We start from the raw sequence: 22982 nt of genomic DNA on the forward strand, positions 1-22982 counted from the left end.
GAACCGAAAGTTCGAGATCTTGCAAAACACCGAAAGCTATCACATACCCAATTTGCTGAAGCGAGGCCAACTGGCCACGACTCAGTACCAGAATTTCTTGACGACCATAGAGCATTGGAACCACCTGATCCCATCCCGAACTCAGCAGTGAAACGATGCATCGCCGATGGTAGTGTGGGGTTTCCCCATGTGAGAGTAGGTCATCGTCAAGATTAAATTCCAGAACCCCTGATTGCTAACGCAGACAGGGGTTTTGTCGTTTAAGGGCTAAGCAAAGAGCCAGGACCGACTCAGCCTTTGCGTGCCTTACTGTTTCGTCTGGCCCGTAACTTGCGCCACCAGATGTAGATCCCGGTAGCAGACAGCATCGTGATCACAATCCCCAGCAACGCAATCAACACCTGCCCTGTCATCCCAATGATCCTGCCCCCATGGATCGGTAGCTGCAGCCTATAAAAGCGTTCCCCCAACGTGCCTTGCCCTGCTATTTCCTGCCCTAACAAGCGCCCATCCGTCCCGTGGAAGAACAGCCAGGATTTTCCGTGGGCCTCGGTGTCATGTTGCCCAAAACCAGCGCCATAGAAGTTGTACTCAAAGCTGTAATACAGCTCTCCAATCGCAGCCGTAAGCCCCAGCCGCTTACCTTCCTCCATCGCCCGTTCATAGGCCTGTTGATAACTCAGTTGCGTAACGCCCAATTGCTCGCTCGGCAACCGGCCACGGGCCTCATAGACGCTGGCCTCAACCGGTGAAAACAGCGAGACAACGGGCTTGAATACCTGGCTCGGCAAGTTCATCGCCACACTGCTGATCGCAATCGGCAGCAACAACAGCCAAAGCCACAAGCCGCCTGCGCGATGCAGGTCGAAGTTCAATCGGTAAGCATGACCGCCCTTGATCTTCCATGCCGCCGACCATTTCTTCCAGAACGGTTTGCCCCTCGGCAGGGTCAGCCACAGCGCAATAAAACAATCGAACACCCACGCAATCGCCACCAACCCCATCAGCCACAGTCCCCAATTACCCGGCAGTGTCAGGTTGTAGTGGAACTCCAGAATGAACGGAATGAAGTTCTCACGCTGCAAGCAGCACGCCCCCCAAAAACGCCTACCCATTTCCTCGCCACTCACCGGATCGAGATAGAAGACCTGGTTAGGCTCGTCAAACGGTTTACCTGTCGCTGGATTGTTTCTCGCAACCGCCGCCAGCATGGCGGTATGCCCTGCCTCTTGTGGATACTCCATGTACCAGACTTGCAGCTTGGGATGCTGCTCCTGCAACGTGTCCACCAGTTCGCCTGGCGGCAATGCCAAACCCTCGGCCGTCGCTTTATAGAACCCTGGGTTGAGCCATTCATCCAGCTCATGGTTAAACGCCAAAAGACTCCCCGTTATCCCCGCGATCATCAAAAACAACGCCGTCGCCAAGCCAATGTAGCGATGAAGTAAAACCAGCAATGCGCGCATAAAATTTTCCTGCAAAGACGACAAAGCCAGCGCCTGGAACCAGGAACTGGCTTTGTATGAATCGAGTGGAATTAGAACTGGTAGCTCACCGTGGCACTCACGTTGCGCTCTTCACCCAGGTAACAGAAATTCAGGCTGGCACACGACGCCACGTAGGACTCGTTCGTCAGGTTGTTGGCATTCAGGCGTACATCCACCCCCTTCAACCCCACCTTGCCCAAGTCGTAGCCCATTGAGGCATCGAACAGCGTATAGGCGGGCACCTTCATGGTGTTTTCCGCATCTGCCCAGCTGTAGCCGACATAACGAACACCGCCACCCAGTCGCAGGCCATCCAGGGCGCCACTGTCAAACTTGTAGTCCGCCCATACCGAAGCCATGTGACGCGGCGCCTGAGTAGGCGAATTGCCCTTGTTCTCGATCACGTTGTCCGCGGTACTCAACGTGCTGACCATCGATTTTGAATACTCGATGTCAGTGAAGGTATAGCTGCCTAACAACTTGAGGTTATCGGTCAACTGCATGTGCGCCTCCAACTCCAGGCCTTGGGAGCGCACAGCGCCTACCGCGCGATAAAAGTTCTCCTGCGGCAGTTTGGTCGCCAGGTTTTCCTGATCGATGCGGAACAGCGAGGCGGTGAACAGGTTGTCGCTACCCGGTGGCTGATATTTCAAGCCCACTTCCCACTGGGTACCGTCGGTAGGCGCCAAAGGATTGCCAGCGCTGTCCGAATAGGAGTTCGGGTTGAAGGACTCGGAATAACTGACGTAGGGCGCAACGCCGTTATCGAACAGGTAAAGCGCCCCTGCACGTCCGGTCAGCTTGGTGCGTTTATCACTGATCTCCGTGCCCAGGGGCCGGCCAACCTCAGCAATGCGATTCTCATCAGAGGTCTCGACCCAGTCCTGACGCAGCCCGAGGGAGAACCGCCACTTGTCCATTTCAATCAGGTCTTGCAGGTAAACGCCGGTCTGCTCAAGCCGACGCAAGTAGCTGGTCGGGCTGTAATAACTGATCTCGGAATTGCCATACACCGGATTGAACGCATTGATGGGGGCGAGCGAACCGCTGCTCCAATCCACCACAGTTTTGCGCCGTTGATAGTCCGCCCCCATCAACACGGTGTGTTTGGTTGCGCCGGTAAAAAATTCAGCCTGCAACATGTTATCGATGATAAACGCATGCAGCTTCTCGTCACCGCCTGAGTAGTAGCGATTCAGCTCATTACTGGTGGGCGTTGTCCAACCATAGGCGTACACCTGGTCCAGGCGGACCTTGGAGTCCAGGTACCGAAAGTTCTGCCGCGCGGTGAAAACATCATTGAAGCGATGCTCAAATTGATAGCCGAATGACTGCTGGTCACGCTTGTACCCATCGATGCCCGGCTCACCCTCGAAGAAGTGATTAGAGATCCGCTGGCCATTGCGCTGATGCAACGCCCCATCTGCCGGCATGCCACCGTGGTAGCCACCGTCAGGGTCGTGTTGCAGATAGGCCTGGAGCGTGAGGGACGTGTCATCCGTAAAGTCGATGCTCAAGGTCGGTGCCAGCGCGTAGCGTTTTTCCTTGGCGTGGTCGAATTGAGTGTCGGACTTATCCGCAAGCCCGGTCAGTCGGTAAGCAATACGCTTGTCGTCATCCACCGGGCCGCTGAAGTCGAAACCCATGCCTTGCTGCCCTTGCGAACCCACCGTGGCCTGCACCTGATGGTAGGGCTCAAACAACGGTTTCTTACTGGTCAATGCCACCAGCCCACCCGGCGAACTGCGCCCGTACAGCACCGATGACGGGCCCTTGAGAATATCCACCCGCTCCAGGAAATACGGGTCCACCTGCATGGTGCTGTAGGTCCCGCTGTCACCCATGGACTTCAAGCCGTCGAGGTAGATGTTATCCACCGAACCGTCGTTGAAGCCGCGCATCGCCACGTAGTCATAACGGTGGGTGGCACCGTACGGGTTGGTCAGCACGCCTGGGGTGTAGCGCATGGTCTGGGCAACGGTTTGCGAGCCCTGGTCGTCCATCTGCTCGCGGGTTACCACTGAAACCGTCTGTGATGTTTCCAGCAGCGCAGTACTGGTCTTGGTGGCGATCTGGCTGTGGGTTGCGTTGTAGCCGTCCATGCTGCCCAGAGCGTTACCCAGGGCGAAGCCTTTGATGTCGGTAGTCGGCAAGGTCAGCGCCTCACTCTCGGGCTGGGCCTGCAGCACGAAACTCACGCCGTCCTGTGCCTGCGCCTGCAAGCCGGACCCACTGAGCAACTGGCTCAAACCCTGCTCTGCGGAATACTCACCGTGCAGCCCGGCAGACTGGTGGCCCTGAGTCTGCGCAGGGGTGCTGGACAACGTGATGCGAGCCTCGCGTGCAAACTGATTGAGCACGTCGCTCAGCGCGCCAGCGGGGATGTCATAACGCTGGCTGATACGCTCGACTCCGGCATCAGCCGCGACGCCGACAACAGGCAGCAAGCCGACGCCTATCGTGGTCGACAGCAACGCTGCGCGTACGGCTTTACCGAGCAAAGGGTAGGAGGAGGGTGAGTTACTGAAAAAGCGCACAGTCATTATCGAGATCCGTAGAGGTCGCTGAAGGCAGATTGAATTGCTTACTGTCTAAGCCGGACTCACGGAAAAAAGCCGCCAAAAATAAATCAGGCCTGACGCTCCAGGCTCACCCACCAGCGGGTGCGATAGCGCAGGCGCACAGGCAGCGTCTGCGGGAGGATCGTCAACAGTTTCTCGGTGTCTTCCAGGCGAAAAACACCGGACAGGCGCAAGTCCGCGATATCGCTGGAACACCCCAGGTAACCATGACGGTAGCGCCCCACCTCCGTCAGGAAGTCGGTAAGGCGCATATTGCGCGTGACGATCAATCCATCTGCCCAAGCCCCGGCATCCATATCCAGCGGCGGCGCGAGAATGGCCTCGTTCTGACGCACCAGGTAGCTTTCTCCCGCATGCACCTGAGTGAACAGGCCGTCTGCGGTATGCGGCGAATGAATCGCTACGTTGCCGGACGTGACGCTCAATCGCGTGCAGTCGCCGTCCTGACGCACGACAAATCGCCCGTCGATACCTTCGAACAAACCGTGGCGGGTGCGAACCAATAGCGGCGCAGTCGCAGCAGCGCCGCACGTCACGAGGATTTCCCCGCGTACCAGCGTGATCAAACGTTGCTGCGGGTTGAAGTCAAGGTCCACCGCGCTGTCGGTATTGAGCTGCAGGCGTGTGCCATCCGGCAGTTGCACACTACGGCGTTCGCCGGTGCTGGTGGCCAGGTCCGAGGTCCAGCGCTGCCAGCCGGTGATATCTCGGCTGACCCAGGCCGCCGAACCCATCAGCAGCACACCTGACAACACCTTCAACGCTTGCCGGCGACCGAGCCGCTGGGCACTGTTTTCCAGTGCCAGATGGGCGCCGGGAACCGCCCCCAGCTGGCTGCTCAATTCATGTTGCAGGGCCTGCACGCGTTGCCAGGCCAATTCGTGCTCGTGATGAGCCTCGCGCCAGTGCTCGCATTGTGCCTTCAGGCGGACATTGGCGCGATTGTTACGCAATCGCAGCATCCAGCTGATGGCCTGCTTGACCACCTGCGGATCGATTCCTGTGCGCGCCGTGTTATCCATCGAGGTCATGCCTCATACCGCAGCACATAACAGTGATACAGCGCCTCGGCGACATACCGCTCCACCGAGCGCAACGACACGCCCATCTGCTGCGCAATCTGCCTGTAAGTCAGCCCGTCGCACTGAGCCAGTAAAAACGCCTTACGCACCTTGGGCTTGAGCCCTTCCAGAAGCCGGGCGATGGACTCCAGCAACTCCAGAATCAACGCACGTTCTTCAACACTCGGTGCCACGGCTTCAGGCAAATGGGCGATGGACTCCAGATAAGCGCGTTCGATTTCCTCGCGACGCCAGTGATCGATCACCAAGCCCCTGGCAATGGTGCGCAGGAAGGCGCGAGGGGCCTTGAGTTCAAAGCGTTCGGTTTTTTGCAGCAGGCGCACGAACGTGTCCTGCGCCAGATCTGCCGCATCCGCCGCATTGCCCAGACGGCTGCGCAGCCACGTGTTCAGCCAGCCATGATGGTGGCTGTAAAGCGTCTGTACTGCGTACTCGGAAGAGGGCATTCACACGGCCTGGCAAAGCGTCACAAATGATAATTAGTCGCATTGTCGGCAAGGCTGAAAAATTTTGCAACTCCCGGCTTCAGGTGGCTACCGCTGGTCGGCTTCTGACGCTAAAAGCGGATGCTTCTCACAAATTCCTAAGATTTATCCTGACCTGGCCGACAGCCTGACGAGCCATGCGTGCACCGAAATAGAGCAGTCGAAGAGTCTGCCTATACCGTTACATGGAATGTTGCATCCGGCACGCTCACCCCCTTTTGGCAAAAAGAAGTCAATGAAATGAATCTCAAGTTCAGTCATAAAATTCTGTTGGCCGCGTCAGGCGTAGTGGTTCTGGCCTTCGCGTTATTCACGTTCTACAACGACTACCTGCAGCGCAACACCATCCGACAAAACCTGGAGTCGTCCATTCAGCAATCCGGTGAACTGACCGCCAGCAGTGTGCAGAACTGGCTAAGTGGGCGGGTGCTGGTACTGGAAAGCCTGGCGCAGAACATCGCCCATCAAGGCAGCGCTGCCGACCTTCCGGGGTTGGTCGACCAGTCGGCCTTTACGTCCAACTTCCAGTTCACCTACGTCGGGTCAACCAACGGTGTGTTCACCCAACGGCCCGATGCCAAAATGCCCGATGGCTACGATCCGCGTCAGCGTCCCTGGTACAAGCAAGCCGTTGCAGCCGACAAAACCATGCTCACGCCGCCGTACATGGCAGCGGTGGGTGGGCTGATCGTGACCATCGCGATGCCGGTGAAAAAGAATGGCGAATTGCTTGGCGTGGTCGGTGGTGACCTGAGCTTGCAAACGCTGGTAAAGATCATCAACTCGGTGGATTTCGGCGGCGTCGGCCATGCGTTCCTGGTCAGCGGTGACGGCCAGGTGATCGTCAGCCCGGACCAGGACCAGGTGATGAAAAACCTCAAGGACATCTACCCGGGCACCCCCGTGCGCATCGAGAAGGTCAATCAGGAAGTCGTCCTCAATGGCCAGGAGCGCATTCTGTCCTTCACCCCGATCAGCGGATTGCCGAACGCAGACTGGTACATTGGCCTGTCGATCGATAAAGACAAAGCCTACGCGCCATTGGGCAAGTTCCGCACCTCTGCATTGATCGCCATGTTCATTGCGGTCGCCGCCATTGCGGTGTTCCTGAGCCTGCTGATCCAGGTCTTGATGCGCCCGCTGACCACCATGGGCCGCGCCATGCAGGACATCGCCCAGGGCGAGGGTGATTTGACTCGCCGCCTGACCGTGGAAAGCAAAGATGAATTCGGTGACCTGGGCAGTGCTTTCAACCAATTCGTCGAGCGTATTCACGCGTCAATTTCCGAAGTGTCCTCGGCCACCCGCCAGGTACACGACCTGTCCCAACGGGTAATGGCCTCGTCCAACGCCTCGATCATCGGCTCCGATGAGCAAAGCGCCCGCACCAACAGCGTGGCGGCAGCGATCAACGAACTGGGGGCCGCCACTCAGGAAATCGCGCGCAACGCCGCCGATGCGTCGCAACACGCCAGTGGTGCCAGCGAGCAGGCCGATGACGGTCGCAAGGTAGTGGAGCAAACCATCCTGGCGATGTCGGAGCTTTCGCAAAAAATCAGCCTGTCGTGCACGCAGATTGAAACCCTGAACGCCAGCACCGACAACATCGGCCACATCCTGGATGTGATCAAAGGCATCTCCCAGCAAACCAACCTGCTGGCCCTCAACGCCGCGATTGAAGCCGCGCGCGCGGGTGAAGCCGGTCGTGGGTTTGCGGTGGTGGCGGATGAGGTGCGCAACCTGGCGCACCGCACCCAGGAGTCGGCGGAAGAGATCCATAAAATGATCACCTCGCTGCAGATTGGCTCGCGTGAGGCGGTCACCACGATGAACGCCAGCCAAACCTCCAGCGAAGAAAGTGTCGAGGTCGCCAATCAGGCCGGTGAGCGCCTGATCAGCGTGACTCAGCGGATTGTCGAGATCGACGGGATGAACCAGTCGGTGGCGGCCGCCACCGAGGAGCAGACCGCCGTGGTGGAAACCCTCAACGTCGACATCAACCAGATCAACCTGCTGAACCAGCAGGGCGTGGCCAACCTCAACGAAACACTGAAGGATTGTGATGCGTTGTCTCAACAGGCCAACCGGCTGAAGCAGTTGGTCGACAGCTTCAAAATCTGACGATGACCGTGTAGGAGCGAGCTTGCTCGCGAAGAGCGTCAACGATAACGCAGCGCTATCAGGTAGCGCGTGTTGCCTTCTCGTTTTTCGCGAGCAAGCTCGCTCCTACAGTTACGTCAGCCAACCATCTGCCGAACATTCTCCAGCGCGCTGTCGGCGAATGCCTGCACAAATGCGTCAAACCCCTCCATGCCGTGTTCAACCGGCTCGGCGATGATCGTCCAGGTCACCCTCGCGCAACGCTCCCCCAGCGCCTCCACACTCATGGCCGCCCACAGCCGGGCCACGCCCAAGGTGTTGTAAATCGTCGTCCAGGTCATCTGCATGGCCTGTTCGTCGCGACTGTTGAGTTGCTCCACTACCTGATTTCCATCGAGGAAGTATTTCTTGCGCAGCGAGCCTGTGCCTGCGCCGGTCATCTCGATGTGGGACAAGGCGGGGATGAATCGATCAAACCCCGCAAAATTGCCCACCACGGCCCACGCGCGGGCTGCGTCGCACGCCACCACGACGCAAGACACCACGGGCGTGCCGCACGGGTTGCGAATCAACGTGTCAGGTTTCATAAGGTGTTCCTTCGGTTGAGTTCCGGGTCACAGGAAGCCGATGCTCTTGAGGTATGCGCAGCCCTTGCGTAACAGCGCCGGATTTTTTTCGGGGTACTGCGCCCCCATCTGCTGGACACCGCGCCGTGCGTTGTCATGGCGGATCATCGAGGTGTCGCCGATGTCCTCGCCCGCACCATTGAGGTAGAAACCCAATACGCCGAACAGCGCATTGCGGCTGTCCACCGTGTGCAGGTGGGCTTGCCAGTGGGCGATGCTCACCAGTTCGAAGGCATGGCCGGCCTGGCGAAATGCATCGACATAGGATTCCCAGCTCAAGGGCTGAGGATTATGCAGGTTGAACACGGTTCCCCCCGCCCCGCAGCGGCCACTGTGGAAGGCAATAAACCGCGCGAGAAAGTCCACCGGCATCAGGTCAAAGTTCAACCCCAGGCGGGGTACCAGCCCCAACTGCAACGAGCCCTTGAGCATCAACATCAGGCGATTTTTCTGGGGCTCGCAGACACCGTTGCGGCTGTTGAAACTGATGTTTCCGGGGCGGTAAATATTGACCCAGGCGCCTTCCCCGGCGGCACGTCCCACCAGTCGTTCCGCGACCCATTTGGACAGGTTGTAACCATTCTGGAGGTAGAGCGGCGGTGTGGCGGCGGCAGGCGTTTCGAGGACTTGGCCTTGCACGTCGAGGCTGCTGGCCGCCGACAATGTGGAGATAAAATTGAAGACCTTCTTGCGCCGGGTTTCACACAGGCGCAGGCATTCCAGCACCGGCTCGACGTTGTCCTTGGCCAGCGTGGCGTAATCCATCACATGATTGACGTGGGCGGCGTTGTGCACCAGCACGCCAAACTCCCCGGCGAGGTACTCATATACGTCGCGGGCCAAGCCCAGCCCGGGCTGACTGATGTCGGCGGCATACACCCGCACCCGGGTCAGGTCCAGGTGGTCCAGGCGGTACGCGCGCAAGGCCTCGGCGAACCGTGCGGCCGCCGAGTGTCCGGGACGCTCGCGCACCAGGCACGCCACTTCAAGCGCGCCACCGGCCAGCAGCGCCTCGACCATATGCACCCCGAGAAAACTGTTGGCCCCGGTCACGATGATCTTGCGGCGTTCACCCGCCTGATCCGCCGGCAATATCTGCATGTCCAGTTCACGCAGCGCGTCCTGTGTCGCTTGCCCGGTCGGTGCTGCAGGGGCCGCGGCGTCACCCATCAGTGCGGCCAGGGTGCGGACCGTAGGCGTTTCAAAAAAACGGTTAAGGGACAGGCTGCGACCGAACTGCGCACGGATACGCAGCAGCATCGTCGACAACAGGATGGAATGGCCGCCGAGGTTGAAGAAGCTGTCTTGCGTCGACAGCTGCGTGGCCGGTATGCCCAGCAACTCGCTCCACAGGTCCAGCAACGCCGCTTGCATCGGGGTTTGCGGCGGGCAGCGGTTGATCGCAGGCATCGGTTGAGTCGGCAACGCCAGCAAGGCTGGGCGGTCGACCTTGCCGTTGGGCGTACACGGCATGCTCGCAAGCTCGATGCACAGGGTTGGCTGCAGATAATCCGGTAGCGCTTGCCGGGCATGTTGCTGGAGTGCAGGCGCGGTACCTTGGGCCTCAGGCTGCGCGACAAAGGCCAGGATCCGCTGGTCACGGTCGATCACTACCGCCACTTGGCGAAACAGTTGACTGCTGCGCAGGCAGCATTCGATCTCTTGGGGCTCGACCCGAAAGCCACGAATCTTCACTTGCTGGTCCCGGCGCCCGCCCAGCTCGATACCGTATTGCGTCCACTTCGCCAGATCACCGCTGCGGTAGGCCTGCAAAGTCTGGCCGTCGGGCAACGACAGTTCTACGAAATACTCGGCAGTCTGTTGCGGCTGATTGAGGTAACCCAGGCCGACACCGGGGCCGACGATGTACAACTCGCCCATCACCTGTTCATCCACGGGTTGCCGTTGCTCGTCGAGGATCAGTACCCGGCTGTTGGCGATGGGCATGCCCACGTTGCGATTGCTGTCGCCTGGCCGCAACGTGCGGCATGTCACCAGCACGGTGGCTTCCGTCGGCCCGTAGAAATTGTGCAAGGTGCATTGCCCCGCCAGCCGCTCGATGACGCAGGGCTCGCAGGCATCACCTCCGGTCATCAGGTGTGCCAGCCCCAAGGGTTGATCCAGCGGCAGGATGCTCAGCAGCGCCGGTGGCAGGAAGGCATGGGTGACACGCTGTTGCCGGATCAGCTCCACCAGTTGTTGCGGGTCGCGCCGCTGTTCGTCACAGGGCACGATCAACTCGGCGCCGGCTATCAGGGGCGCGAAGATATCAATCAGCGAAGAGTCAAAACTCAGTGGCGAGCACTGCAACACCCGGCTGTGTTCGCTCAGTTGCACATGGCCGCCGAACCAGGCGGTGAAGTGGGCCAGGTTGTACTGGCTGAGCAGTACACCCTTGGGCTGGCCGGTGGTGCCCGAGGTGTGGAGCACCATACAAGGCGCATTCATCGCCGGGCGCTGGCGCATTAGCGGTGGGGTGTCGTGCGCGTCGAGGGTACTGACATCCACTGCAGAAAAACGCCCCCGCAGTGGATGCGCGCCATCGTCCAGCAGCACCGCGGCGCCGGCGTTTTCCAGCATGGCGTGCTGGCGTTGCAGCGGGTGGCCTGGTTCCAGGGGCAGGTACACCGCACCGCAGCCCAGCACCGCGAGAATGCTGGCGTACAGCTCAAGGGACTTGGCCAGGCAGACGCCGATTACCGGCGGTGTGTCGCTGGCCTCAAGCAAGGGCCACAGATGCTGTTGGATAGCCAGGCTCTTGCGATGCAGCTGTCGGTAGCTCAGCACGCTGCCGGCGATGTTCAGCGCTGGTCGTTCGGCGAAGGTTTGAAGGCTGCGTTCCAGGCGCTCGATCATGGGCACTTGGGCTTGTTGTTGCAGTGCCAAGTCGGTGGTCTGGTTAAAGCGGTGCAGGTAGGCCAACGATGCGAGGGCATGCAAGCCGTGTTCGGGCGCATCGGAGGCGATCGCGGTTTGCGAGAAATAGCCCGCGTCCCGGGAGAAGCCGCTGACGTGCTGGGCCACCCATTCCACCAGACGGCTTATCGCCTCCTGTCGCAACCGTTGGCCGTTGCCACTGGGCTCGCCGGCCACGTCCAGGGTCGCCAGCAGGCGTCGGGTGCCGGCATAGCACCGGAGTTGCAGCGTCGGCAGGCCGCCGTCGGCCAATGCTTCGATGCCCAGGCGCAGGCTCATCAAGGCTGCGGGACTCAAGTTCGACGGGATCTCCTCGCTGCCGTCGTCAATCAGGAGATCGACGTCTGCCGCATTCTCCGCCCTTACCAGCGCATGACCGTATTGCTCAAGCGCCCGCCGGACCTCGTTCAACGCTGCGCTGAACCCCACCCACCCAATCTTCAGGCGCCTCATGGGTGGGCTCCTGACGCCGGAAGAAACGCGTCCAGGGCCTGTACCACACTCGGTGTTTGCAGCAGTGCGCTGTGATTCAGGAACCCCAGGATATTGCCGAGCAGCGGATGCTGGCGGGTAATGGGAAAGTCCATCGCCTGCACTTCAGCCCGCAATGCAGAACGCGTGCGGGTGCTGATATCCAAGTGCTCGATCAGCTGCAGGTCGAAGTTTCTTTGCAGGTCGTGGGTCAAGTAATGCTGGAGGAATACCGGCAGGATCCGGGCGATGCAGTCGCGGTCTTCGGCGTTTGCAGACTGCCAATAGAGACGCACCAAGCGCGTCCAGAAAACGGCATGGCGCCCCTCGTCAAACAGGTGGTCGGCCATCAGGCCACGGATGGATTGTTTGACGCTGTCGTCCTTGGAAAACGCCGCCACGTCATGGGTCACGGTGTTCTCGGCGATGGCCACGGCAATCAATTCCACGGCATCGCGCAGGTGGGCGGGAGCCAGCGCCAACGCGGCAGGCAAGGCGCGGCTCAGCTCGATTTGCCCGGGCAGTTCCAGCGCCGGGATGCCCGTCATCTCGACGGCCTGTTGCATGAAGTCGAGGGCGACGAGGGCGTGGTAATCCTCATCCACCACCACGGTCATGGCGTCGTAGCGGCAGGCAAGCGGGAAGGGCACCGAGAAGCGATTTTTGGCAATGCTGCGTGCGGTCTTGTCGACGATCTCGGTTTCAAAGATCACCACATCGTTGATGAATTTGTAGAACGTCTGTAGCAAGACAAAGTCGCGGCATTGCGGGCATTGATCGACAAAGGTCGCGCTCAGCACCAGGGGTTGTCGGCTCAGGGGATAGATCAGCTTGTGGTCATTTTCCAGCACGCGACGTGGGCGTGTGCGGATGGTCGCGCGGCGTTCCCAGTCGTCGGCGAATGAGCGGTAGTCGGCAGGGTTCATGGGCTCACCTCCGGCAGGCGCAGGTGCAACCCGTCCCATAAGGCCAGGCGGCTTTCCACGGCGCTGAGGCCGGCGCTGTTGGCTTGCTGCTCGCGACTCGGGTCGGCGAACGTGAGGCGTTGCAACAATTGTGTTGCCGCCGGGCCATGCTCCTCGGCGTCGACCTCGATGTGGCGCTTGAGGTAGTAGCAGAAGGTCGGCGCCTGGTGGTGAGCGATCTCGCAGCCCTCCAGAATGCGTTTGAACATCGTCGGGATGACGCTCTCGCGGCCGTGCAGAAAGGCTGCCGCCACGCAGTGGGTGGGTGCGTGCAAGGCAACCTGCAATGTGCTGCTGACGAAGCGAGCCACGGCAGGATGGACATCGAGTTTTTGCAGGGCCGTTTCTGCATCGCTGCCGTCCCGTTGCAGGGTGATGAACCGCTCGATGGTCGTGGTGCTCGCGCCGACTTCACGCATCGCCTCCAGGTACAACTCGAAATGGCTGCCGTGTCGGTGGCCGGGATACGCGTCCGACTCTTCGCCCAACACGATCTCATTGATCAGACGTGCCGCCTGTGGGTCCGTTGGCGGCAACCAGGGCAGACGCATACCGGTCAGGTCATGTTGCAGGCGTTTGGTCAGTGTCATGAAGTCCCAAACGGCGAATACGTGGTTTTCCATAAAGTATTGCAACTTTGGGAGTGTATTTATTTGTTTGAAAAGTGGATGGCTGTGTAACTGCTGCTTTTTTTGTTTAAGCAGGTATGAGTGCTGGAACATGGTTGATGCCTATAAGTCGTTGTCTCTTCCCTGATAAAAGCGTTGTGCTTTAGCGACAAATAAACATTGGTTTTCACACAGGCGCGGGTGCCTTGATAACAGGCAGCCCTGTACAAGGCTGGCGCTGTTATTAAGCAAGCAGCATGCTGTGACAAAACACCAAGGCTTTATTTAATGGAACGCCACGCGCAGTGACGCCCGGGCATGGGCTCACGCTGTCGATTTGGGAGTGTGGGTAATAGTCTGATTAAGTATTCAGGTGTTTTTGGTTTTGTAAGTTTTTACGAATAAGAATAGTGCGGTAGTTGGATCGCTCTGCGGAGTGTGGGAAGTGTTGTTGGGGGTTAATGTTTTAATGGGCGTAAGGAGTGTGCACTGACCTCCATCGGCCAGAGTCGCTTCGCAGCGCTTTGTGGTCGGAGGAGGTGTTTCAGTTCCACGGAGAATTTACAGCGCCGCGTTCTCTTCCGTCACTTCAAGGCTGTTGAGGTAAGCCGTAATCACCTCCATGCCGCGGGTGAGGTGGTTACGCAACGTCAGAACGCTTTCGTCGACTTTCTTTTTCGCCACCAGGTCCAGCAGTTCGCGGTGGTCTTCCTGGGAGGTCTTGCCCAGGCCCATGGCTTCGAGGTTGAAGCGCAGGAAGCGCTCTTCTTCGTTCAAGCCGTGTTCCACCAATTTGAGCAGCCGTTGATTGGCCGCCTTGCCATACAGCGCCATGTGGAACAGGCGGTTGAGCCGGCCAATTTCGGTGTAGTCGCTTTCCTGCTCCAGCGCATCGATCAAGGCACTGGCCTGAGCTATGTCCTCTGGGGTGAGCAGGGGGATCGACAAGCGCAGCGCTTCAGACTCCAGAAGCATGCGCAATGCGTAGGTTTCTGCCGAATGGTCTTCAATCAGCGGCGCCACCACCGCCCCTTTGTGGGTCACCACATGCAACAGCGACTGGGCTTCCAGTTGGCGCAATGCCTCGCGTACCGGCATCCGGCTGACCCCGAACAAGCTGGCCAACTCCTGTTGGCGCATGGCGGTGCCGCAGGGCAAGCGGCCATCCAGGATGGCGTTGCGCAATGTTTCTTCAATCACGGAGCGGGCGAGATGGGCGGGGATAGGTCCGCTGATCTGGATGCTGCTCAAAGGGTTCGGCTTCTGCGTCACGACTACGCTATCCTCCTTTTCAGGGTGAGGTGGCTAATTGGATCCAATGCACACTAGAGATTGCCCACAAGCTTGTCAAACGGGCAAGGTTTCCGCTTGTAAGCGACTCAACAGCGCGTTCCACACGCTCACAGCACCCATTTATCAAGTCTTACAGGCTAAACGCCTGGGCCGGACATTTTATTCCCTGAACGTGTAGCGACAGACATTGCAGCATATGGATATTCACTAACGGTATTTAAAATGCCGTTCTTATGACTATAAAGTCACGCTCCTGACCGTCCGGGAGTGAACACATGTCTGCCACCTCTACTGTTCCAACAGCGACCGCCACCACACAAACCTTTGAGATCCGTCCATTTCCCGGCAGCGTCGGCGCCGAGATCATTGGCCTGGACCTGACCCGCCCGGTCGGCGACCGGGACTTCGCCCGCATCCACCGCGCGCACCTGGACCATCACGTCGTCGTATTCCGCGATCAACGTATCACCCCTGAACAACAGATTGCCTTCAGCCGTCGCTTCGGTGTGCTGCAAATCCACGTGCTCAAACAATTCCTGCTGGCCGACCACCCGGAAATCCTGATCGTCTCCAACATCATCGAAAACGGCCAATCCATCGGCCTGGGAGACGCCGGCAAGTTCTGGCATTCGGACCTCTCCTATAAAGAACTGCCGAGCCTGGGCTCGATGCTCCATGCCCAGGAGCTGCCGTCCGAGGGTGGCGACACGTTGTTCGCTGACATGCACAAAGCCTGGGACAGCCTGCCCGAACCCCTGCGCAAGGCCGTAGAAGGTCGCAGCGCCGCGCATTCGTACACCGCACGCTATAGCGAAACCAAATTCGAAGGCAATTGGCGCCCCACCCTCACGCCCGAGCAGCTCGCTCAAGTGGCAGAAGTGGTGCACCCCATCGTACGCACCCACCCGGAAAACGGCCGTAAGGCGCTGTTTGTTAGCGAAGGCTTTACCACCCGTATCGTCGGCCTGCCCGAGGACGAAAGCCGCGACCTGCTGGCTCAGCTCTACGCCCACAGCGTGTTGCCGGAAAACATCTATCGCCATCAGTGGCAGCCCCACGACCTCGTGTTTTGGGACAACCGCTCGCTGATCCACCTGGCGGCTGGCTGCCCGAGCCACCTGCGGCGCAAGCTGTTCCGCACCACCATTCAGGGCGACGCGCCTTTCTGATCCGGAGCATGACCATGTCCAACAAAAATCCAGGTGCGCGGTTGGCCGCCACGCTCGGCCTGCTGCAAGGGCGCTGACATGAACGCGCCCTTGCAAGGCCACACGGCCAGCAACCCGACCACCCCCTCAGCCCTGCTGTCGGTGGACCACGTCAGCCTTGAATACCGCACGCCTGAGCGAGTTGTGCGGGCCACCCACCAGGTCAGTTTCGAGATCGATCCGGCCGACCGCTTTGTGCTGCTGGGGCCTTCAGGCTGCGGCAAATCCACGCTGCTGAAATCCATCGCCGGGTTTATCACACCCTGCGAGGGCGAGATCCGTTTGCTCGGGCAAAAAATCGAGCAGCCGGGGCCGGACCGTATCGTCGTGTTCCAGGAATTCGACCAACTGCCGCCGTGGAAAACCGTCAAACAGAACGTCATGTTCCCGCTGCTCGCCTCCAAGACGCTCAAACGTCGCGAGGCTGAAGAGCGGGCCCTGTACTACCTGGAAAAAGTCGGCCTGACGGCGTTTGCCGACGCGTACCCGCACACCCTGTCCGGCGGCATGAAAGCCCGCGTGGCGATCGCCCGGGCGTTGGCCATGCAGCCGAAAATCCTGCTGATGGACGAGCCCTTCGCCGCCCTCGACGCCCTGACCCGACGCAAGATGCAGGAAGAATTATTGCTGCTCTGGGAAGAGGTGCGTTTCACCCTGCTGTTCGTCACCCACTCCATCGAAGAAGCGTTGGTGGTGGGTAACCGCATCCTGTTGTTGTCGCCACACCCGGGCCGGGTGCGGGCGGAAATCCACAGCCATCAATACGACCTCCATAGCCTCGGCGGTGTGGAATTCCAGGCATCGGCACGGCGCATCCATCGGCTGTTGTTTGATGAAGCGCCCGAGGTGGAAACCGAGCTGGGTTTCGCCGATATCCGTATCGCTTATTGAAGGGTTTGCACCATGCGCCAGGAATATGAAATCACCCTCGAACCGTTGCCCGGTGTTCGCGTAGAGCGCGAGTTGCCGTGGCGCCAGCGCCTGTGGCAACAAGGCTGGCTGCGTAAAGGCCTGATCCTGATCGTGCTCGCGATCCTCTGGGAAGCGGTCGCCCGCTATCAGAACAATGACCTGCTGCTGCCGAGCTTTCTGCAGACGCTAAGCGCGTTCTGCGACGGCATGGCCAGTGGCGAGCTGTTGAGCAAGGTCGGCATCTCGCTGGCGGTGTTGATCAAGGGCTACCTGATCGGCATTGTGCTGGCGTTTGCGCTGACGACGCTGGCGGTATCGACCCAACTGGGCCGTGACCTGCTGAGCACCCTGACCTCGATGTTCAACCCGTTGCCGGCGATTGCCCTGCTGCCGCTGGCGCTGCTGTGGTTTGGCCTGGGGCAGAACAGCCTGATCTTCGTGCTGGTGCATTCGGTGCTGTGGGCGCTGGCGCTGAACACCTATTCCGGGTTTCTCGGTGTCTCGGAAACCCTGCGCATGGCCGGTCGAAATTACGGCCTCAAGGGCCTGCGTTTCGTGTTGTTCATCCTGATCCCGGCCGCACTGCCATCAATCCTTGCCGGGCTGAAAATCGGCTGGGCGTTTGCCTGGCGCACGCTGATCGCCGCCGAGCTGGTCTTCGGCGCTACCAGCGGGAAGGGCGGGTTGGGTTGGTACATCTTCCAGAACCGCAACGAGCTGTACACCGACAAAGTATTTGCCGGCCTGGCGGTGGTGATCCTGATCGGACTGCTGGTGGAAAACCTGGTGTTCGACACCCTGGAGCGCGTCACCGTGAAACGCTGGGGCATGCAACGCTAACCACCTGCTGCTCCCTGTAGGAGCGAGCTTGCTCGCGAAAAATGCTCAGGCAACGCGTCCCTTCCGGATACCCGCATTATCGTTAACGCTCTTCGCGAGCAGGCTCGTTCCTACAGAGAAGCCTGCTACGATTGCGCCAAGTTCACTCCCAACCGATTACGAGTGCTTGGCATGCAACTACCGGACATGAACCTGCTGGTCGCCCTCGACGCCCTGCTCGACGAGGGCAGTGTGGTGGGCGCGGCGCGACGGATGAACCTGAGCCCGGCCGCCATGAGCCGCACGCTCACGCGCATCCGCGAGGCGGTGGGCGATCCGATCCTGGTACGCGCCGGGCGCGGCCTGGTGCCCACGCCCAAGGCCTTGGAGTTGCAAGGCCAGGTGCGTAACGTGGTGGAGCAGGCGGCGCTGTTGTTCCGCTCGGCGGACGAAGTGGACCTGCGCACCCTGCGCCGACGTTTCAGCGTGCGGGCCAATGACTTTTTTGTCGGGGTGTATGGCGGCCGGCTGTTCGACACCATGGAGCGCATGGCACCGCTGTGCGAGCTGCGCTTCGTGCCTGAAGGCGCCACCGATGATGAAGCCCTGCGTGAAGGCCGGCTCGACCTGCGGGTGGGCAACACCCTGCCGATCACCCCGGAGGTGAAAGTGCAGAACCTGTTCACCACCACCTTCGTCGGGCTGGCGCGGGAAGGGCACCCGTTGTTCGATGGGGAAATCACCGCCGCTCGGTTCGCCAGCTATCCCCACATCAGCACTTCCCGGCGCGGCATCGCACGCGGGCCGATCGACACTGCCCTGAATGCCCAGGGTCTGGAGCGTCGTGTTGCGGTGATCGCCCCGGGGTTTCACGGTGCGATGTTCATGTTGCCAGACTCCGACCTGATCCTGCCGATACCCAAGGAAGCGCTCTACAGCGCCAATCGCCTGAAGCTGCCGCTGCGTGCGTTCACGTTGCCCATCTCCCTGCCGACCCTGGTGCTGACCCAGGCCTGGCACCCGCGCTTCGACAAGGACCCGGCCCATAAATGGCTGCGCGAAACCATGCGCGAATGCTGCGAGGCGACGTGGCAGGAAGCGCAGCCCACGTGAGTCGGAATTGAGCTCGGTCAATGTGGGAGCTGGCTTGCCTGCGATGCGGGCGACCCGGTTTTTCAGGAATAGCGAGGTGATGCCATCGCGGGCAAGCCCGGCTCCCACAGAGATCGCATACCTTTTGATCGTTGCGTCTGGTGCACTTATAAGCTTCCTATAAGTCACTTTTTGTCATGTCTAAGCCTTATTAAACTGCTCGGGTATTTCCTATTCCGAGTTGTAGTTCATGACGTCCCTCGCTGCTCCCGCACCCCTGGCCGCAGCCAAGCCGACCGCCATCGCCCCGCCCGTTTTCGGTCCACGCATCATCATCGGCCTGGTGGGCGTATTGCTCGCGGTACTGGTGTCCGGCCTCAACGAGATGGTGACCAAGGTCGCCCTCGCTGACATTCGCGGTGCGCTGTACATCGGCTTCGACGAAGGCACCTGGCTGGTGGCCGCCTACACCGCCACCTCGGTTTCGGCCATGGCCTTTGCGCCTTGGTGTTCGGTGACCTTTTCCCTGCGCCGTTTCACCCTCTGCGCCATCGGCCTGTTCACCGTGCTCGGCGTGCTGTGCCCGTTCGCACCGAACTACGAAAGCCTGCTGATTTTGCGCACCGTGCAAGGTCTGGCCGGCGGCGCATTGCCGCCGATGCTGATGACCGTGGCCCTGCGTTTCCTGCCGGCCAACGTCAAGCTGTACGGCTTGGCCGGCTACGCCCTGACGGCAACCTTCGGCCCCAGCCTTGGTACACCCTTGGCCGCGTTATGGACCGAGTACGTCGGCTGGCAATGGGCGTTCTGGCAGATCGTCGGGCCGTGCCTGCTGGCCATGGCGGCCGTGGCCTACGGCTTGCCTCAGGACCCGCTGCGCCTTGAGCGCTTCAAGCAGTTCAACTGGCGTGGCTTGCTGCTGGGTTTTCCGGCGATCTGCATGCTGGTGATCGGCCTGTTGCAGGGCAATCGGCTGGACTGGTTTGAGTCGCCGTTGATTACCTCATTGTTGGTCGGCGGCCTGGTGCTGCTGGTGCTGTTCATGATCAACGAGTGGTCGCATCCGATGCCGTTTTTCAGATTGCAGATGCTCGGCCTCCGCAACCTGGCCTTCGCATTGATCGTACTCGCCGGGGTGCTGATCGTGTTGCTGGCGGTCACCCTCATTCCGTCCAGCTACCTGGCTCAGGTGCATGGCTACCGCCCGCTGCAAACCGCACCGGTGATGTTGATCATGGCGCTGCCGCAGTTGATCGCGCTGCCGTTGGTGGCGGCGCTGTGCAACCTGCGTTGGGTCGATTGCCGCTGGGTCTTGGGCATTGGTTTGAGCCTGTTGATCCTGTCTTGCGTGGGCGGGGCGCAATTGACGTCAGCGTGGATCCGCGACGATTTCTACGCGCTGCAGTTGCTGCAAATCTTCGGGCAACCGATGGCCGTGTTGCCGCTGCTGATGCTCTCCACCGGCAGCATCACGCCCCAGGACGGGCCGTTCGCCTCGGCCTGGTTCAATACCGTCAAAGGGCTCGCTGCCGTGATCGCCACTGGCGTGATCGACGCCTTGACCACCCACCGCCTGCATTTCCACTCGACCATGTTGGTGGACAGCCTGGGCAACTCGCCCCTGGCCGACAGCGACGCCGTCGGCCTCGCTCATCGGTTGCACGAACAGGCCGTGGTGCTCACTTCTTCGGATCTCTACTACGTCATGGCCGGTGTCGCGGCGGTGTTGATCCTGCTGATTTTCTGGATGCCGACGCGGATTTATCCGCCCCGCGCACCGACTTGATTGCTCACTGAGCCAAAGGGATTGCTATGAAACGCAAAGACAAAATCGCTGTAACCGTCATCACCGTGTTCGCCGTGGGTGTGCTGGTTTACCTGCTGGCGCCGGGCATGTTCGGCAGCAAGCGCCAGAGCACCAACGACGCCTTCGTCGCCGCCGACTACACCCTGGTGGCGCCGCGTGTGGCCGGGTTTATCAAGGAAGTGCTGGTGGAGGACAACCAGCGGGTCAAGGCCGGCCAGTTGCTGGCGCTGATCGACGACCGTGACTTTCGCGCGGCTGCCCAGGCGGCGGATGCCGACACCCTGGTGGCCCGGGCCCAGCTGAAAAATGCCACGGCGACCCTGGAGCGCCAAAGCTCGGTCATCGCCCAGGCCCAGGCCACCGTGGCGGCAGATCGCGCCGAAGTGGCGTTTGCCGAACACGAACTGAACCGCTACAACCACCTCGCGGGCGTAGGCGCCGGCACCGTGCAAAACGCCCAGCAAGCCAAGACCCGCATCGAGCAGGCCACCGCGCGCCTGGCCAATGCCACGGCGGTGCTGGCGGCCGAACGCAAGCAGGTGGAAATCCTCGGCGCCCAGCGTGATGCGGCAGACGGTGGCCTGAAGCGCGCCCAGGCCGCGCTGGAAATGGCCAGCTATCAGCTGTCGTACACCCGCATCGTCGCACCGGTGGACGGCATGGTCGGCGAACGGGCCGTGCGGGTTGGCGCTTATGTGACGCCGGGCAGCAAGATCCTCGCGGTGGTGCCACTGGCCGAGGCCTACGTGGTGGCCAATTTCCAGGAAACCCAACTGTCCCACATGCACGCCGGCCAAACGGTGGACGTGAAGGTCGACAGCCTCGACGGCGAAGTGCTCAAGGGGCACCTCGAAAGCCTCGCACCGGCCACCGGGGTGACGTTTGCCTCAGTCCGGCCGGACAACGCCACCGGCAACTTCACCAAGGTGGTACAGCGCATTCCGGTGAAAATCATCCTGGAACCTGGCCAGGCCCTGACCGAACGCCTGCGGGTCGGCATGTCGGTGGAAGCCAGCGTCGACACCCAGGCCGCCGCCCAGCCACGTGAGGTGGCGCAGCAATGAGACGCCTCGTCTGGTTTACCTTGAGCCTGCTCAGCCTGAGTGCCTGCACCGTCGGCCCGGACTTTCAGCGCCCGCAAAATCCCGTCGGTCAATGGACCGAGCCTCATGGCCAGAAAGCCGCCAGCCACGCGGTCAACGACCCGCTGGAAGAGCGCTGGTGGGAAGTGTTCCATGATCAGCAACTCACCGCGCTGACGCGGCGTGCGCTCACCGACAACCTCGACCTGAAACTCGCCAGCAGCCGCCTGCAGCAAAGCCGCGCCGCGCGCCAGGTGATCACCGCCGAGCGCTACCCGACCGTCAACGCCACCGGCGATTACCTGCGCCAGCGCAACAGCGCCGATGGCTTGAGCGACGCCTCGGGGAAGAACGGCCGCTCGGCCTACAACCAGTGGGACATGGGGTTTTCCGCCGCCTGGGAACTGGACTTCTGGGGCCGGGTAAAACGCGAAACCGAAGCCGCCGACGCCACCCTGCAAGTCGCCGAAAACGACCGCCGCGCCGTGCTGTTGTCGGTGCTGGCGGAAACCGCCCAGGACTACATCCAGCTGCGCGGCGTGCAAAACACCCGGGCCGTCACCGAGCAAAACCTCGACGTCGCCCGCCACAGCCTGAAGCTCTCGCAACTGCGCCTGGCCGATGGTGTGGCCACGGACCTCGATGTCGCGGAGGCTGCTGCTCAAGTCGCCGCTATCGAAGCGCGCCTGCCGGATCTGCAGCAACGCCAGGACCAACTGATCAACGCCCTGAGCCTGCTGATGGGCGAACCGCCCCAAGCCTTGTACGCTGAGCTGTCCAAGGACGCTGCCGTACCGCAGACCCAACGCCAGGTCGCCATCGGCCTGCCGTCGCAGTTGGCCGAGCGCCGCCCCGACATCCGCCAGGCCGAAGCGCGCTTGCATGCAGCCACCGCCTCCATCGGCGTGGCCAAGGGCGACTTCTACCCGCGCATCACCCTGTCCGGCAGCGTGGGCTCCCAGGCATTGCAGTTGGCGGATTTTGGCTCGTGGAGTTCGCGTGCCTTCGCGTTCGGCCCGCAACTGAGCCTGCCGATTTTCAACGGTGGCCGGTTGCAAGGCATGCTTGATCTGCGTGAAGCCCAGCAACAGGAAGCGGCGCTGGCCTACCAGCAAACCGTGCTGCGGGCCTGGCATGAAATCGACGACCAACTGACCCGCTACAACGCCAGCCAACTGCGCCGCGACAGCCTGGCCGAAGCCGTACGCCAGAACCAGATCGCCCTCACCACGGCGCAGCATCAATACGTCGAAGGCGTGGTGGATTTCGTCAACGTGCTGACGGTGCAAAGTGCGTTGCTGGCGACGCAGGAGCAGTGGGTGGAAAGCTCCACCGGCGTTTCATTGGCCATGGTCGGGCTTTACAAGGCGTTGGGCGGGGGCTGGGAGTCGGTGTATCCGGAACAGACGGCAGGGCGTTAACACCAGTGCCCACGGTCGAGGGACCG

Annotated in this window: 17 protein-coding genes and 1 rRNA gene; 9 read left to right on the plus strand and 9 right to left on the minus strand. The window is 60.7% G+C overall.

What is annotated here, in order from left to right:
- The first annotated feature begins 96 nt into the window (after nt 1-96).
- A 5S ribosomal RNA gene (gene rrf, locus HX855_RS28925) occupies nt 97-212 on the plus strand.
- Nucleotides 213-290: 78 nt separating this feature from the next.
- Here rrf and HX855_RS28930 read toward each other — a convergent pair.
- The 4 genes from HX855_RS28930 to HX855_RS28945 all read right to left on the minus strand — a co-directional run bounded on the left by HX855_RS28930 (nt 291) and on the right by HX855_RS28945 (nt 5597).
- A complete protein-coding gene (locus HX855_RS28930) occupies nt 291-1466 on the minus strand; it encodes a PepSY domain-containing protein (RefSeq protein WP_177087994.1) in 1176 nt (391 codons plus the stop codon).
- A gap of 71 nt (nt 1467-1537) precedes the next feature.
- A complete protein-coding gene (locus HX855_RS28935; RefSeq protein ID WP_177087992.1) occupies nt 1538-4030 on the minus strand; it encodes a TonB-dependent siderophore receptor in 2493 nt (830 codons plus the stop codon).
- Between the two features lie 86 nt (nt 4031-4116).
- A complete protein-coding gene (locus HX855_RS28940; protein WP_177087990.1) occupies nt 4117-5100 on the minus strand; it encodes a FecR domain-containing protein in 984 nt (327 codons plus the stop codon).
- Nucleotides 5097-5597: a sigma-70 family RNA polymerase sigma factor gene (locus tag HX855_RS28945; protein ID WP_177087988.1), complete on the minus strand. Its 501-nt coding sequence runs from the start codon at nt 5595-5597 to the stop codon at nt 5097-5099. Before HX855_RS28945 ends, HX855_RS28940 begins: the two co-directional genes overlap by 4 nt.
- Nucleotides 5598-5876: 279 nt before the next feature.
- Here HX855_RS28945 and HX855_RS28950 point away from each other — a divergent pair, with 279 nt between their 5' ends.
- Entirely contained in the window at nt 5877-7757 is a 1881-nt protein-coding gene (locus HX855_RS28950; protein WP_177087986.1) for a methyl-accepting chemotaxis protein, read from the plus strand.
- Between the two features lie 116 nt (nt 7758-7873).
- On the opposite strand, the gene HX855_RS28955 is transcribed toward HX855_RS28950, so the two are convergent.
- The 5 genes from HX855_RS28955 to HX855_RS28975 form a co-directional block, all read right to left on the minus strand.
- Nucleotides 7874-8323 carry an SRPBCC family protein gene (locus HX855_RS28955; RefSeq protein ID WP_177087984.1) on the minus strand — a complete coding sequence of 150 codons (450 nt, stop codon included), beginning with the start codon at nt 8321-8323 and terminating at the stop codon, nt 7874-7876.
- A 27-nt stretch (nt 8324-8350) separates the two neighbouring features.
- A complete protein-coding gene (locus HX855_RS28960) occupies nt 8351-11731 on the minus strand; it encodes an amino acid adenylation domain-containing protein (protein WP_177087982.1) in 3381 nt (1126 codons plus the stop codon).
- The gene (locus HX855_RS28965; RefSeq protein WP_177087979.1) at nt 11728-12675 is read right to left on the minus strand and encodes a diiron oxygenase; all 948 of its coding nucleotides are present in this window, start codon (nt 12673-12675) and stop codon (nt 11728-11730) included. The genes HX855_RS28960 and HX855_RS28965 overlap by 4 nt, the downstream gene beginning before the upstream one ends.
- Nucleotides 12672-13436: a DUF3050 domain-containing protein gene (locus HX855_RS28970; protein ID WP_177087977.1), complete on the minus strand. Its 765-nt coding sequence runs from the start codon at nt 13434-13436 to the stop codon at nt 12672-12674. The genes HX855_RS28965 and HX855_RS28970 overlap by 4 nt, the downstream gene beginning before the upstream one ends.
- A gap of 447 nt (nt 13437-13883) precedes the next feature.
- On the minus strand, nt 13884-14594 hold the full coding sequence (locus HX855_RS28975) for a GntR family transcriptional regulator (protein WP_177087975.1): 711 nt from the start codon (nt 14592-14594) through the stop codon (nt 13884-13886).
- A 296-nt stretch (nt 14595-14890) separates the two neighbouring features.
- On the opposite strand from HX855_RS28975, the gene HX855_RS28980 reads away from it, so the two are divergent.
- The 7 genes from HX855_RS28980 (at nt 14891) to HX855_RS29010 (ending at nt 22956) form a co-directional block, all read left to right on the plus strand.
- Nucleotides 14891-15784: a TauD/TfdA family dioxygenase gene (locus HX855_RS28980; RefSeq protein WP_177087973.1), complete on the plus strand. Its 894-nt coding sequence runs from the start codon at nt 14891-14893 to the stop codon at nt 15782-15784.
- Nucleotides 15785-15862: 78 nt separating this feature from the next.
- Nucleotides 15863-16714: an ABC transporter ATP-binding protein gene (locus tag HX855_RS28985; protein WP_177087971.1), complete on the plus strand. Its 852-nt coding sequence runs from the start codon at nt 15863-15865 to the stop codon at nt 16712-16714.
- 12 nt (nt 16715-16726) lie between these two features.
- Nucleotides 16727-17575 carry an ABC transporter permease gene (locus tag HX855_RS28990; RefSeq protein WP_177087968.1) on the plus strand — a complete coding sequence of 283 codons (849 nt, stop codon included), beginning with the start codon at nt 16727-16729 and terminating at the stop codon, nt 17573-17575.
- Between the two features lie 171 nt (nt 17576-17746).
- Nucleotides 17747-18667: a LysR family transcriptional regulator gene (locus HX855_RS28995; protein ID WP_177087966.1), complete on the plus strand. Its 921-nt coding sequence runs from the start codon at nt 17747-17749 to the stop codon at nt 18665-18667.
- Between the two features lie 229 nt (nt 18668-18896).
- The gene (locus tag HX855_RS29000) at nt 18897-20432 is read left to right on the plus strand and encodes an MFS transporter (RefSeq protein WP_177087964.1); all 1536 of its coding nucleotides are present in this window, start codon (nt 18897-18899) and stop codon (nt 20430-20432) included.
- Nucleotides 20433-20458: 26 nt separating this feature from the next.
- Nucleotides 20459-21517, plus strand: a complete 1059-nt coding sequence (locus HX855_RS29005) for an HlyD family secretion protein (protein WP_177087962.1) — start codon at nt 20459-20461, stop codon at nt 21515-21517.
- A complete protein-coding gene (locus HX855_RS29010; RefSeq protein ID WP_177087960.1) occupies nt 21514-22956 on the plus strand; it encodes an efflux transporter outer membrane subunit in 1443 nt (480 codons plus the stop codon). Before HX855_RS29005 ends, HX855_RS29010 begins: the two co-directional genes overlap by 4 nt.
- Nucleotides 22957-22982 lie beyond the last annotated feature (26 nt).

It is taken from the genome of Pseudomonas sp. IPO3778 (assembly GCF_013386825.1).
Lineage (GTDB): Bacteria > Pseudomonadota > Gammaproteobacteria > Pseudomonadales > Pseudomonadaceae > Aquipseudomonas.

Coding starts and splice junctions, on each gene's coding strand:
- HX855_RS28950 (WP_177087986.1), top strand. CDS start 5,877: ATGAATCTCAAGTTCAGTCATAAAATTCTGTTGGCCGCGTCAGGCGTA.
- HX855_RS28940 (WP_177087990.1), bottom strand. CDS start 5,100: ATGACCTCGATGGATAACACGGCGCGCACAGGAATCGATCCGCAGGTG.
- HX855_RS29005 (WP_177087962.1), top strand. CDS start 20,459: ATGAAACGCAAAGACAAAATCGCTGTAACCGTCATCACCGTGTTCGCC.
- HX855_RS28985 (WP_177087971.1), top strand. CDS start 15,863: ATGAACGCGCCCTTGCAAGGCCACACGGCCAGCAACCCGACCACCCCC.
- HX855_RS28970 (WP_177087977.1), bottom strand. CDS start 13,436: ATGTTCCAGCACTCATACCTGCTTAAACAAAAAAAGCAGCAGTTACAC.
- HX855_RS28990 (WP_177087968.1), top strand. CDS start 16,727: ATGCGCCAGGAATATGAAATCACCCTCGAACCGTTGCCCGGTGTTCGC.
- HX855_RS28980 (WP_177087973.1), top strand. CDS start 14,891: ATGTCTGCCACCTCTACTGTTCCAACAGCGACCGCCACCACACAAACC.
- HX855_RS28930 (WP_177087994.1), bottom strand. CDS start 1,466: ATGCGCGCATTGCTGGTTTTACTTCATCGCTACATTGGCTTGGCGACG.
- HX855_RS28935 (WP_177087992.1), bottom strand. CDS start 4,030: ATGACTGTGCGCTTTTTCAGTAACTCACCCTCCTCCTACCCTTTGCTC.
- HX855_RS28945 (WP_177087988.1), bottom strand. CDS start 5,597: ATGCCCTCTTCCGAGTACGCAGTACAGACGCTTTACAGCCACCATCAT.
- HX855_RS28965 (WP_177087979.1), bottom strand. CDS start 12,675: ATGAACCCTGCCGACTACCGCTCATTCGCCGACGACTGGGAACGCCGC.
- HX855_RS28955 (WP_177087984.1), bottom strand. CDS start 8,323: ATGAAACCTGACACGTTGATTCGCAACCCGTGCGGCACGCCCGTGGTG.
- HX855_RS28960 (WP_177087982.1), bottom strand. CDS start 11,731: ATGAGGCGCCTGAAGATTGGGTGGGTGGGGTTCAGCGCAGCGTTGAAC.
- HX855_RS29010 (WP_177087960.1), top strand. CDS start 21,514: ATGAGACGCCTCGTCTGGTTTACCTTGAGCCTGCTCAGCCTGAGTGCC.
- HX855_RS28995 (WP_177087966.1), top strand. CDS start 17,747: ATGCAACTACCGGACATGAACCTGCTGGTCGCCCTCGACGCCCTGCTC.
- HX855_RS29000 (WP_177087964.1), top strand. CDS start 18,897: ATGACGTCCCTCGCTGCTCCCGCACCCCTGGCCGCAGCCAAGCCGACC.